The organism is Syntrophomonas sp. (assembly GCF_028707975.1).
Taxonomy (GTDB): domain Bacteria; phylum Bacillota; class Syntrophomonadia; order Syntrophomonadales; family Syntrophomonadaceae; genus Syntrophomonas.
The window spans coordinates 41,045-54,317 of sequence record NZ_JAQVZX010000008.1 but is presented as its reverse complement, the minus strand read 5'-3'; the positions used below and the strand labels follow the sequence as shown (position 1 = coordinate 54,317).

Annotated in this window: 12 protein-coding genes; 11 read left to right on the top strand and 1 reads right to left on the bottom strand. The window is 48.4% G+C overall.

The window, feature by feature from the left end:
- The 3 genes from PHP87_RS02355 to PHP87_RS02345 form a co-directional block, all read left to right on the top strand.
- A partial coding sequence (locus PHP87_RS02355) for a hypothetical protein (protein ID WP_299917988.1) occupies positions 1-522 on the top strand: 522 nt, incomplete at its 5' end.
- 49 nt (positions 523-571) lie between these two features.
- Positions 572-1,330: an enoyl-CoA hydratase/isomerase family protein gene (locus PHP87_RS02350; RefSeq protein ID WP_299917986.1), complete on the top strand. Its 759-nt coding sequence runs from the start codon at positions 572-574 to the stop codon at positions 1,328-1,330.
- Between the two features lie 23 nt (positions 1,331-1,353).
- Positions 1,354-2,112 carry an SDR family oxidoreductase gene (locus PHP87_RS02345; protein ID WP_299917984.1) on the top strand — a complete coding sequence of 253 codons (759 nt, stop codon included), beginning with the start codon at positions 1,354-1,356 and terminating at the stop codon, positions 2,110-2,112.
- Positions 2,113-2,198: 86 nt separating this feature from the next.
- On the opposite strand, the gene PHP87_RS02340 is transcribed toward PHP87_RS02345, so the two are convergent.
- A complete protein-coding gene (locus PHP87_RS02340; protein WP_299917980.1) occupies positions 2,199-3,500 on the bottom strand; it encodes a DUF1015 domain-containing protein in 1,302 nt (433 codons plus the stop codon).
- Positions 3,501-3,740: 240 nt separating this feature from the next.
- On the opposite strand from PHP87_RS02340, the gene PHP87_RS02335 reads away from it, so the two are divergent.
- From PHP87_RS02335 to PHP87_RS02300, 8 genes are all read left to right on the top strand, one after another.
- Positions 3,741-4,508 carry a histidinol-phosphatase HisJ family protein gene (locus PHP87_RS02335; RefSeq protein WP_299917978.1) on the top strand — a complete coding sequence of 256 codons (768 nt, stop codon included), beginning with the start codon at positions 3,741-3,743 and terminating at the stop codon, positions 4,506-4,508.
- Between the two features lie 179 nt (positions 4,509-4,687).
- Positions 4,688-5,698, top strand: a complete 1,011-nt coding sequence (locus PHP87_RS02330; RefSeq protein WP_299917975.1) for a sodium:calcium antiporter — start codon at positions 4,688-4,690, stop codon at positions 5,696-5,698.
- Between the two features lie 482 nt (positions 5,699-6,180).
- Entirely contained in the window at positions 6,181-6,528 is a 348-nt protein-coding gene (locus tag PHP87_RS02325) for a YlbF family regulator (protein ID WP_299917973.1), read from the top strand.
- A gap of 198 nt (positions 6,529-6,726) precedes the next feature.
- Positions 6,727-7,275, top strand: coding sequence for an NADH-quinone oxidoreductase subunit NuoE (gene nuoE, locus PHP87_RS02320; protein WP_299917971.1), 549 nt, complete (start codon positions 6,727-6,729; stop codon positions 7,273-7,275).
- Positions 7,272-9,038: an NADH-ubiquinone oxidoreductase-F iron-sulfur binding region domain-containing protein gene (locus PHP87_RS02315; RefSeq protein ID WP_299917969.1), complete on the top strand. Its 1,767-nt coding sequence runs from the start codon at positions 7,272-7,274 to the stop codon at positions 9,036-9,038. The genes nuoE and PHP87_RS02315 overlap by 4 nt, the downstream gene beginning before the upstream one ends.
- A 200-nt stretch (positions 9,039-9,238) precedes the next feature.
- Complete coding sequence (locus PHP87_RS02310; protein WP_299917968.1) at positions 9,239-11,305, top strand: FAD-dependent oxidoreductase; 2,067 nt, start codon at positions 9,239-9,241, stop codon at positions 11,303-11,305.
- A 136-nt stretch (positions 11,306-11,441) separates the two neighbouring features.
- A complete protein-coding gene (locus tag PHP87_RS02305) occupies positions 11,442-12,416 on the top strand; it encodes a SurA N-terminal domain-containing protein (RefSeq protein WP_299917967.1) in 975 nt (324 codons plus the stop codon).
- A 151-nt stretch (positions 12,417-12,567) separates the two neighbouring features.
- Positions 12,568-13,017, top strand: coding sequence for a Fur family transcriptional regulator (locus PHP87_RS02300; protein WP_299917966.1), 450 nt, complete (start codon positions 12,568-12,570; stop codon positions 13,015-13,017).
- Positions 13,018-13,273: the final 256 nt, after the last annotated feature.

Below are 13,273 nucleotides of genomic sequence, written 5' to 3'. Positions count from 1 at the left end.
TTCGGGCTGGTAAACCCGGAGATTCAGGGCACCATTACCGGGAATGATGTAGTATTGATTGTTCCCTATAAAACCAGCTTGAGCCACCTGATTGCCAGCTTCACCCTCTCCCCCGGAGCATCTGCTTTTATATCAGACATACCGCAAGACAGCGGGATAAGCAGCAACGATTTTAGTTCTCCTCTCTACTATACGGTTAAAGCCGAAGACAACTCCCAAAAAACATGGAAGGTTACAGCAATTAACGAACTACAAGTATTAAAGAATGCTGTTTTGGTGGGAAAATATCTCTTTCAGATTGATGATAGCAGCAGCCTGAACTATGCTAATATAATGGCCGCCATTGCCACCGGCAACAGCTTGTATTTCAAGTCGCCAAACGGCCGGTGGTATAATCTTTACAATGTCAATAGTATTGACGATTTTTATGATAGCGAGAAGGCCTTGCCGGAGAATGAGGAAAAGCAGCTGGATATCCGAAAATGGTATAAAACCGGGAATGAGGTAGAGGAGTTTCAATAATTTCTAAAGAATTATTACAGAATTAGAGAAAAATAAGGGGGTAGAAAAAGTGGAGTATCAGAATATCATATTTAAAAAGGAAGGTAAGGTCGGAATAGTACAGATTAACCGCCCGGAATTCATGAACGCTCTGACCATGGAATTGCTGGCAGAGCTGGCCCATGTTTTCGTAGAGATGGAAAAGGACCAGGAGATCAATGCCGTGGTTCTTACCGGAGTTGAGAAAGCCTTTTCCGCCGGATTCGACATGCCCAGCGTGATGAGCCTGGGAGAGAACAAAAGCGAAGGCCTGAAGATAATCGAAGAGTCTTTTTTGAACATACTTAAATTCCCTCTGCCGGTCATTGCTGCCGTCAGCGGTCCCGCTCTGGCTGCTGGCTTCGACCTGATGGTGATGGCCGACATCCGCATAATGTCAGAAACGGCTAAAGTCGGGCAGCCAGAAATACGCTGGGCCCTGACGCCCTTAAGCGATCCCCTGTGGAAAATAATCGGTATGGGCCGGGCCAAGGAAGTAACCATGACCGGAAGGATTTACGGGGCCGAGGAAGCCCGGGAAATGGGCCTGGCCAATTATGTCTATCCCCGGGAAAGCTACCTGGAAGAAGCTAAAAAATTGGCCCAGCGCATTGCCGCTTTTGAACATGAAGCCTTGAAAGCCAATAAGGAGCAGACCAACCGGGTGCCAGGAATGGAGGTCCAGGCGGCCATTCGCACCCAACTCTGGACCTTCCGTAGCTTTGTGGGCGGCGAAGCCATGTGCAGCCGGATGCAGGCGTTTCTGGAAAGCGATAAGAGCAAGGGCTAAGCAGGCAGAGAGGGGGAGAAGGGATGAAACTAAAGGGAAAAGCAGCCATAATCACCGGAGGAGGTACCGGTATTGGGAGAGCAGCAGCTATTGCTCTGGCGGGCGAAGGAGCCCGGGTGGCAGTCATGGGGCGGCGGCCCGGACCATTAAACGAAACCGTGGACAAAATCAGGGAAATAGGTGGGGAAGGACTGGCCCTACCCTCTGATGTTACCGTAATCGAGGATATTGAAAAGGCCCGGGATAAAGTACGGGAGACTTATGGCCGCCTGGATATTCTGATAAACAATGCCGGTTCGGCCTTGTTCAAACCTTTTATGAAAACCAGCCTGGAGGAATTTGACCGGATTTACCAGGTTGACCTGCGCAGCGTATTTGCTGTTTCCCAGCTGATGCTGCCCTTGATGCTGGAAGGCGGCGGAGGAAGCATTATAAACATTTCCTCCATTTTGGGAGTATTGGGGGGGAGGAACAGCAGTGCCTATTGTGCCATGAAAGGCGGAGTGGTACAGCTTACCCGGGCATTGGCGGCCGAGCTGGGACCGGGGATACGGGTTAACTGCCTTTGCCCGTCCCATATAATCACACCCATGATGGAAGATGAATTGAGTCGCATAGAGTCCAAAGGAAAGATGGATAAGTTGACCAAGATGTTTCCTATGAAAAGGCTGGCTTATCCCGAAGATATGACCGGGAGCATCCTGTTTTTTGCCTCAGATGATTCCAAATGGCTCACCGGCAATATACTTATGATTGATGGCGGGCTATCCTGCTACATATGAGAACAACGGGCATGGGGACGGTTCTTTTGCCCGCTTCTTAAAAAGAAAAGCGGGCAAAAGAACCGTCCCCATGCCCGCCCCTGGTGTTATTTTATGCTTAAATTATTTATTATTAGCCCGGTAATTAATTTGGGGTAAAAATAGGTTGATTTCTGGGGCATCTTATCACGGGCCTGAGCTACTTCAATTATTTCTTCCACCCGGGTAGGGTTGAGGAGAAAGCCCAGTTGATAATTACGATTGTCGATTTGTTCCATTAACCACTCTTCGCTGCGGGTGTAAGCCAGGTTCTCCTGGCTGCGGCGTTTTTGCTCGTCAATGCCCAGCAATTGATCCAGAATAATATTATCCAGCAGTGCTACATCGAGTTTTTCCCAGGCCGCAGATTTGTTATCCGGAAGCAATTTGCTGGCCTGTCTAGGATGCTTAAGATCCAGAAGAAAGAGATCTTTGCCGCTGTACATGCCAAAAACTTTGTGCTCCTTCGCATTGCTGGCCAGTTCTTGCATGAAAACGCTGATATTCTTGTCTTTATGCAATGCTATTTCAAATAAACCGGCCAGATGATTCATGAAAGCGTCCAATTTGAAGCCCGGGATATTCCCTACCAGCCGGTGAGTGGGAAGAACTACCAGCCCTTCATCAAAAACATTGACCAGGGTAGCCATTACATAATCATAGCCTTCCAGCCCTTGTTCCTTTATTTCATTGTAGTATTCCAGAGCGGTTTCGTAACGATGGTGTCCATCAGCAATATAGACCGGGCGGTCAGCAAGTAAAGCTACCATCTGCTCAATTATCGCTTCATTTTTTATCACCCAAATTTTGTGAGTCTCACCCGCTTCATCGATTATACTGATATCCGGAGCTTGCTCTTTGACTTCTTCCAGCAAAAGTTTCTCTCCCTGTTTTTCCTCATCAGAGTAAAGTCCAAAAATGGAACTGAAATTGGAACTGGTAGCCCTCATTAATTGCAAGCGGTCAGCCTTCGGTTTGGACAGGGTTTCCTCATGGGGCAGTATATTGCCCTTTTCATAAGGTTCCAGCTTAAGGCCGCAAACAAAGCCGGTTCTAACCACCCTTTCCCCCCGGAAGTTAAATTCTTGCTGGTAAAGATATAGGGCAGCTTTCTCTTCTGCGATCAGGGTTTCGTCCTCTTGCCACTTTTCCAGGTATTGCGCCGCTCTGGTATAACGGTTAGTGGAGCTGCTATCTTGAGGAAATATGAGCCCCAACTCCAGCCGGATCACATTAGCGGGATTTTCCGCATAATAGCGGGCCTGAGCTGACTCATCTATAATATCATACGGTGGAGTGACTACCGAAGCCAGGCTACTAATCTTTTCGGGATTATAACGGAGTCCTCTAAATGGGATTATATCTGCCATCTATGAAATAACCCTCCTTCTTTACCTCCCTTGACAGCTAAAATTGTAGTATATGCATTAACTTAATGCAATTCCTTTTTGTCGGACTTTCCAGGCTGGAAAGTTGTTTTAGCCTCTCCCCAGGAGAGATATGGCATATTTTCAGCGGTATTTCTTGATTTTTGCAGTACATAGTGCTTAAATAAATTACTGGGGGAATTCCCAGGGCAACTCCTGGGGAATTCTATTGGAGGACGGGAAATGCTGCTTGATTATCATATTCATGCACTGGCTCACGGGGAATACGATTATGACGAATTCTGGATCCGGCTTTTTGCGGAAAATGCTCGCCAGAAAAAACTTGTGGAAATCGGGTTTAGTGAACATGATGAATACCTGCCACGGATTAAACCGGACAAGCTTAAAAGGGTTCAGGAAGATTTCCCGAAGCTAAAAATCCGCATCGGATTGGAGGTCGACTATCATCCGGGAAGGGAAGAAGAAATCCAGCGGATGCTGGCCGGTTCGAATTATGATTATATAATTGGCTCTATTCATTTTATCGATGGATGGGGCTTCGACCATCCCGATTTTAAAGATCAGTTTGCCACCCAGGACATCGATGATATCTATGCCGACTATTTTAGCTTGGTAAACCAGGCGGTAAATTCGCGCCTTTTCGATGTAGTAGGGCATATGGACTTGATAAAAATCTGGGGGCATCGGCCGGTTAAGCAATCCGTTCAAGCCTATGTTGAGCCGGTTTTAAATAGTATTAAAGCGGCGAGAATGGTAATAGAGATTAACAGCAGTGGTTTACGCAAACCGGTGGGGGAAATATATCCGGCACGGGAAATCATGGAGCTAATGTTGGCTCTGGACATACCCATAACCCTGGGATCCGATGCCCACCATCCCTCGCAATTGGGCGAAGGCCTGGAGGAAGCAGCCTGCCTGGCCAAAGAGGTGGGTTACAGGCAGCTAGTCACATTTTCCAACCGCAGGAGGGAACTGATTGAGATAGGGTGACGAGGGTAAAGGGCCGGGGGCCACAACCACCGATGAAAATGAAGGTATTACAGGAGTTTATCATGGACGCTGCAACCTTAATAGTGACACCCGCAGGGTGATTTACGCAGATACAGATATATTATGAAATATATCAGAAGGACCGTCCCCGTGATATATTAATGCAATAGGAGTGAATCATGAGCAGCATTGGAATATTGATTATAAGCCTGGGTGTCATTTTACTGGGAGCTGAATTTTTCGTTAATGGTGTAGAATGGTTGGGAGAGAAGCTTAATCTTTCCGAAGGAGCGGTTGGCAGCGTGCTGGCGGCAGTTGGCACCGCCCTCCCGGAGACCCTGATTCCCGTAATAGCTATCGTTTTCGGCCAGGGCAAAGAGGGACACGATATAGGCATAGGAGCCATATTAGGAGCTCCTTTAATGCTTTCCACTCTGGCCATGTTTGTTACGGGTATAGCGGTAATTTTTTTTAGCCGGCGCAGGATTAAAGGAAGCAAGGTGCAGGTGGATTATTCCAGTATGTCCCGCGACTTGAGCTTTTTTATTATCGTTTATGCCGCTGCTATAATAACCGGAACCATTCCCCCGGCCTTGCGTCACTGGCAGTTGATAATTGCTGCTTTCATGGTTTTATCCTATTTTCTCTATGTTTATGTGATGCTCAGCGAGGAAAGAGATTTGGATTCCAGCTATGAATTGCCACCTTGCTATTTTGCGCGCAAAGAGAAATCACCCCGGCTATCCCTGGTAATTGGCCAGGTTCTCTTCGCTTTGCTGCTAATCATCATAGGGGCCGACATGTTTGTGGGTGCGGTTAAAGAAGTAGCGGTTATATATCAAGTTCCGGCTTTTGTCCTGGCTTTGATTATAACCCCAATCGCCACCGAACTGCCGGAGAAATTCAACAGTGTTATCTGGATATCACGGGAGAAGGACAGCCTGGCCCTGGGTAATATAACCGGAGCCATGGTTTTTCAGAGTTCCCTCATACCGGCCATAGGAATATTCCTTACCGACTGGCAACTGTCTGGGGGGGCTTTTTTATCTGCTATTCTTACCTTGACGGCAGCAGCCATTTTATACATCGAATTGCTCAGGAAAAAGCATATAACAGCGGGAACCCTGTTGTTAATGGGTGTATTCTATGGAGTTTTCCTGTTAGGCGTCTTTGAGGGAATCATCAGATAAGATATATCACGGGAACGATCCTTCTGATATATATTATAATATATCTGTGCAAATCACCCTGCAGATACTCCTGGTGTCCCACCCTGCGGGTGTCACTATTAAGGTTGCAGCGTCCAATAACCCCCTGTAATACCCCCATTTTCATTGGTGGTTGTGCCCTCAGGCATGGATGTTAGTAAGAAAAGTGAGGAGTGAGGGGTGAGGGGTTAATTGATTCCTACTACATCTTACTATTCAAGCGCCTACTAACTCGCTTTTCATCGCTGGTTGTGTCCCCTGGTTATGGGGGGTTAGTAAGAAAACTACAAGGAAGGAAAAGGCACAGCGGCATAAAATATTTAGAAAAAACAAGAAGAGCAAAGGGCTTATCCAATCTTAGATAGCCCGTGTAAAGTTGAGTTTAAACATTGTATATTCGGCATAATTCAAAGGCAAAACAAAAAGAACGTCCCCATGTTTTAGAGTTAGGAGTGATTTTAATTATGACCACAGCAAACAGCTATGACAAAGCTCACGAATTGGCCCGGGCTATCACTAAGAGCGAGCCCTATCTGGATTATTGCCAGGCCAAAAAGGAAGTGGAAAAAAAGCCGGAGTGGACATCCAAGTTGCTGGAATTGCGACAGCGGCAAGCCGAGTTTAACCGGGCTCAGATTTTAGGAAATGATGTACCGAAGGAAACAGTACAGGAACTCAGCCTGGAATTCGCTCGCATTAACCAGACTAAGGAAATAGCCGAGTTCTTTCGTGCTGAAGCAGCTTTTGTGCAGATGTTCAATGATTTACAGGAAATTATCAACCAGGCTATTGAAAGCGGCCTGGAGGCATAGCCTCTTTCCTTTATTTTACTAGCCCGGTGCCGTATTATACGATGATAATACTCCCCTGCTTTCGCTACCGGCGAAAACAGGGGATCTTTATTGCAAACAAGGGATCTTCTTTTTGTTTGTGTCATCTTTTCCCTTCATCCCCCCTTGTTTACTCCAAAATGTTATAATATTATGCGTGTGAAAAAAGGAGGATGTCTGGTGCATTTCTGTGGTAAGAAAAACCGCTCGGAGGAGACAAACTTTTTTGAGGTCCAGCTTGACCTGAGCGCGTTAATGAAAATAATCGAGGAAAAACGGCACGAAAAAGGCAGCTTGATTGCGATTTTGCAAAAAGCCCAGGAAATATATGGCTACCTGCCCTTGAGCGTATTAAAATGCATTGCCCGGGAACTGGAAATAAAACCAGCGAAGGTTTACGGGATTGCCACCTTCTATACCCAGTTCCGGCTGCAAGCAGCAGGCAAATACCAGATTTTGCTTTGTCAGGGAACCGCCTGCCATGTTAATGGCTCCGAGCGAATTGAAAGCACTCTCTGTCAGGAGTTGAAAATAAAGCGAGGCGAAACTACCCCGGATGGATTGTTTAGCCTGGAAAGCGCTGCATGTCTGGGTTGTTGCAGCCTGGCTCCGGTAATGATGATAAACGGGCAGGCCTATGGTCCGCTTACCGCAGAAAAAGCAGTTACCATAATTCGCAAGATAAAGGCAGGGGAATCATTATCTTTGGTCGGAGGTGAGGCCCAATGAAACTGAGATTGGGTCTGGGGAGCTGTGGTATAGCCGCCGGCGGCCTGCAAGTTTTGGAAGCATTGCAGAATGAGATGAAAAGCCGGGGAATAAAACTGGAAATACAGAAAAGCGGTTGTATCGGCCTCTGTCATCATGAGCCTTTATTGGACTGGATAGAGGATGATGGGCAGGTATTTACCTATGGAGCAGTAGATGCCAGGCGCAGTGTGGAAATACTGGAGGCCCACCTGGCCGGGCGCGGTCCCCTGGAAGACTGTCTGGTTTCCAGCAGCGATGAGCCGGCAAAATATCTGCAGCAACAGCTGCGGATAGTACTTAAGAATTGCGGCCGGATAGACCCGGAATCCATAGAAGATTACCGCCGGCAGGACGGTTACAGCGCCCTGCAAAAGGTGCTCATAGGAATGAGCCCGGAAGAAGTAATCAAGGAAATCGAAGTCTCAGGCTTGCGGGGGCGGGGAGGAGCGGGATTTCTTACCGGGCTGAAATGGAAAGCTACCCGTGAAGCTGCCAGTGAAGGCCGTTATCTCATATGCAATGCTGATGAAGGTGATCCCGGGGCGTTTATGGATCGCAGCATACTGGAAGGCGACCCCCATGCGGTTTTGGAAGGTATGATAATAGCAGCCTACGCCATCGGGGCGGAGCAAGGAATCATATATTGCCGGGCGGAATATCCTTTGGCGGTAAAACGCCTGGAAATAGCCATTGTCCAGGCCCAGGAAAACGGGTTGTTGGGAAAAAAGATTTTGGGGCATAATTTCTCTTTCGACATAAGTATACAGCAAGGTGCCGGAGCCTTTGTTTGCGGGGAAGAGACCGCCCTCATGGCTTCCCTGGAAGGAGAGAGGGGTATGCCCCGTTTAAAACCGCCCTATCCTTCAGAATACGGTTTATGGGGGCAGCCCAGCAGTATCAATAATGTAGAAACCCTGGCCAATGTTCCCTGGATAATCAGGAACGGGGGAGAAGCCTTTGCCGCTCTGGGCAGTAAAGAGAGCAAAGGCACCAAGGTTTTTGCCCTGGCCGGTAAGATAAAAAGAGGCGGTTTGGTGGAAGTACCCATGGGAATCACCTTGCGCGAGATAATATTTGGTATTTGCGGGGGAATAAAAGCGGAGCGAAGAATCAAAGCCGTACAGATGGGAGGGCCATCCGGCGGCTGCATTCCCGAAGAACTGCTGGACACCCCGGTGGATTATCAATCCCTTAATGCTACTGGCGCTATTATGGGTTCGGGTGGAATGGTAGTACTTGATGAAAGCAGCTGTATGGTTGATTTGGCCCGTTTCTTTCTGGACTTTACCCAGAAGGAATCCTGCGGCAAGTGTGTTCAGTGTCGTATTGGCACCAAACGGATGCTGGAAATCCTGGAGCGAATCTGCCGGGGTGCAGGACGGGAAGGGGATATTGAGCTATTGGAGGAGTTATCCGCCCACATAAGCGAAAATTCCCTCTGTGGATTGGGGCAGAGTGCCCCCAATCCCGTTCTTACCACTATCCGTTATTTCCGTGATGAATACGAAGCCCACATCCGGGAGAAGAAGTGCCCGGCCAAACAATGCCAGGAATTATTGAGATACAGTATAGACCCGAATAGATGCATGGGCTGTGGCCTTTGCGCCTATGCTTGTCCGGCGGAATGTATAAAAGGTGGAGAAAACAACCAGCCTTATTATATTGAGCAGGAGAACTGCAGCAAATGCGGGGCCTGCCTGGATATTTGCCCCGAGCGTTTTGCTGCGGTAATACTGGATTAGAGTGCCAGGCACTTAAGATGTTAAGCTATGTAATGCTGATGTCACTGCCAAACTCCGTTTGTTGCAGCGTACTCCTGGAGCCGCGAGACAAGCCGCAGGTGTTGCCTCATGCATAGCTTGGGGCGAGTATATTTATGCAAGGAAATTTATAATATTTTTGCAGTGACAACCATGTTGGATAGAAGAGGTGATTCAAGTCCATGATTACGCTTACGATAAATGATAGGGAAATCAAGGCTGCTGCTGGCCAGACTATTTTACAGGCAGCCCGGGAGAATAGGATAGAAATACCCACCCTCTGCTACGATGAGCGGGTAAAGCCTTTTGCCTCCTGCGGTATTTGTGTGGTAGAAGTGGCCGGTAGCAAAAAGCTCTCACGCTCTTGTGCTACCGAGGTGCAGGAGGGAATGCAGGTGCAAACGGAAAGCCCCCGGGTAAGGCAATCCCGAAAACTTACCCTGGAGATGCTTTTATCCGACCACCGGGGGGATTGTTGTGCCCCTTGCAGGCAGGCCTGCCCGGCGGATACCGATTGCCAGGCTTATGTGGGTTTGATTGCCAATGGGCAGTTTAAGGAAGCACTGGCTGTTTTAAAAGGATACTATCCCCTTCCGGCCAGCATAGGTTTGATATGTCCTCATCCCTGCGAAAGCGCCTGCCGCCGGAGCCTGGTGGAAGAACCGGTATCCATTGCCGCCCTCAAGGCTTTTGTAGGCCGCTACTATTTAGAGGAGCGGAAGCAGGAAAATGATGATGAAAGCGGACCGGGTTTCAGCATTGCCGAAGTCAAAGCCCCTTCAGAAAAGAAAGTAGCAGTAGTAGGGGCAGGACCGGCTGGTTTAACCGTAGCCTATTTCCTGGCCCGGGAAGGTCACCAGATAGAAATCTTTGAAGCCATGCCTGCTGCGGGAGGAATGCTCCGCTATGGAATTCCCGATTACCGCTTGCCCAAAAAACTGCTGGAACAGGAAATCGACCTGGTAGCTCGCCTGGGAGTAAAATTATCTCTCAACACCCGGCTGGGGCAAGACATTTTCCTGGAGCAGCTGCGGGAGAACTATGATGCTGTTTTCCTGGGGATTGGAGCCTGGGTATCCTCAAAAATCGGCTGTGCCGGCGAGGAAACGCGGGGGGTGTTGGGTGGAATTGAATTTTTACGCGCTGTTGCCTCGCGAGAAGCGGTATTTATGGGAGAAAGGGTAGCGGTTATCGGCGGTGGCAATACCGCCATGGATGCGGCCCGAACCGCAATAAGACTGGGTGCCGCCGAGGTTATGGTGCTATACCGGCGCAGCCGGGCGGAGATGCCTGCCGGTGAAAGTGAAATAGTCGAAGCCGAGGAAGAAGGCATAGTCTTTAGATTCCTCCTGGCGCCCGAAGAAATATTAGAGGAAGACGGGCGGGTGGCCGCCATCAGAATGCAGAAGATGCAGCTGGGCGAGCCGGATGCTTCCGGGCGCAGGCGGCCGGAGCCTACCGGAGAAGAGGAAATAATCGCTGTCGATACCGTCATCGCCGCTATTGGCCAGCAGGTTGACCGCGGCGGTTTAGAAAAGCTGGAGCTCAGCCGCTGGAATACCATAGCAAGCGACCCCCTTTCTTTTATGAGCAGTATGGAAGGGGTATTCGCCGGCGGGGATGGGGTTACCGGGCCCGGTATCGCCATTGAAGCCATAGCCCAAGGGCGCAAAGCCGCCCAGGCCATGAACGCCTACCTGCAGGGGGAAAAGCTGCCGGATAATTACTCCCCCTACCGGATGAGCAGGGAAGTTCGGGCGGAAGACCTGGCTGGAATAGAGAAAGAAGCGCGAATCGAACCTCCTTCCATCAGTCCGGAAAGGCGTGTGCGAAGTTTTGCTGAAGTAAAAGCCGCTTTTACCCCGGAGGAAGCGCTCCGGGAAGCCGGACGCTGCCTGGAATGCGGCTGCAGTGCCTTCTACGAGTGCAAGCTCCTGAACTATGCCGGAAAATATGAAGTAAAGCCACAGCGCCTGGCCGGTGAAATACATCGTCATTCCAGTGAATACCATCATCCCTTTCTTAACTGGGATACGGATAAATGCATACTTTGCGGTCTCTGCGTGCGCATCTGCGATGAAGTAATGGGGATTACCGCCCTGGGTTTGGTAAACCGGGGCTTTGATACCGTGGTCAAGCCCGAATGGGAATGGGGGAATGACTTGGAAGAAAGCGCTTGCAATAGCTGTGGGGAGTGCGCGGCCGTTTGCCCTACCGGTGCCTTAAGCCAAAGAAAGAGATGTTCTTAACCAACAAAACCTCCCTTTTGACAGCGGCACCCATAAGCAGGAAGATCCCCGACCCCGAAGTTGATCTTAAATAGCCTAAATAATATTCTCTTATGCTATAATAAGCCTGAAATGCTCTAAAGGAGGATAATTTATTATGAAAAAAACCAGGCTGGCACTGCTGATGATACTGGGTTTGTTGCTGCTATTATCGGGCTGTGGCAACAAAGATGCTTCCCCCAGCATAGCCGAAGTTAACGGCGAAAAAATTACCCAGCAACAATATGACAAAGCCTGCCAGAACCTTAAAAAGGCATACGAAAAGCAGAATCCCCCTCAGTCCGGGGACAAGGCCGACAGCAGCGGCAAAATCGACCCCGAGATGGAGAAGCGCTTGCAGGAACAGGTCTTTGACAACCTGATTATGCAGGTTCTGTTGCGTCAAGATGCTGAAAAAAGAGGTATAAAGATTAAGGAAAAAGAAGTAGATGTAACTATTGATAGCTTTAAAGCCAACCTGGCGGCAGAAGGAAAAGATGCTTACCAGAAGTTTTTACAGGAAAACAATCTCAATGAAAAAGAACTCCGTGAGGAAGCCAGGATGCAGTTGCTGGTCAATCAACTCCAAAAGAAGATAAGTGCTTCGATCGAAATAGAGGAAGAGGAACTCCAGCAATACTACCAGGAAAACATAGCCAGCTACCAGGAAGCAGCCGGCATGCAAATATCCCATATATTAGTAGCAACGGAGAAAGAAGCCCGGGAATTGCTGACCCAATTGCAGCAAGGAGCTGATTTTGCCCGGCTGGCCCAGGAACAGTCCAGCTGTTCCAGCAAGGCCCAGGGCGGAGCTCTCGGGGTTATAAACGAGAACAGTGATTATGTGCCCGAATTCAAAACCGCAGCTTTAAAGCTCCAAGCCGGAGAAATTACCCAGGAGCCGGTAAAAAGCGATTTCGGCTACCACATTATTAAGGCCGGTCAGCTCCAACCAACCACTACCAAGCCTTTTGACGAAGTAAAGAACCAGATACGGATGCAGTTGGAAAAAGAGAAGGAAAATACCCTTTTCAGCCAGTATTTGGAGGACCTGCGCCAACAGGCTCAGATAAAAGACCATCGCAAGTCTTAGATCTGGCCCCAAAGGTTCGTCCTCCGGGCATGGGGGGCATAATATATCAGAAGGACCGTCCCCATGATATATATTTATATTTGCTTGCCAAACTCACGAGCAGGCCTTAAAATGGGGATGATAATGATTATCAATATATAGGAGTGAGGAAATGTTTGGCAAAAACATAAATAAAAAATTAAAAGATAATGATTACCGCCTAACCGGACAGAGGACGGCCATTTTAGAAGTAATGATGGACAATCAGGGCCGGCACCTCAGCGCGGAAGAAGTACTGGTTCAGGCGCGGGAAAAGCAACCCAACATTGGTATTGCCACTGTATACCGGACCCTGGAAAAGTTGGCCGCTATCGATATACTCTACAAGAGTATGTTCAATGATGATAAATACCGTTATGAGCTTAATGATGACCATAATGAACACCATCACCATCATATTGTTTGTTTGGCTTGCGGCAAGATTGCGGAATTGGAGGATGACCTCTTATGCTCGCTGGAAGGGCAATTGGAAACACAGGGTTTTGAGGTTGTAGACCATGAATTAAAATTCTTTGTTTACTGTCCTGAATGCCGGGAAAAAAGTAAAAGAGTTTCTCCCTGATCCCTATATCTGCATCATTAATAATGAACGAGGTTCATATCACTGCTACCCGCAGGGTGCAACCTCAATTATGAAACGGTACTTTAGACTAATTTCAACCTGCTTTATGCAAAATAATAAAGGCTTAGCGCCGGGGCACATCAGTCGTACCCGCAGGATGCAGGAAAAGCATGCAGCTATAAAATTGCCATGGGAGTGCATGCAAGGTGAGATGCATTGGCATTTGTATCATTTAATTAGTAATTAATAAAGATTA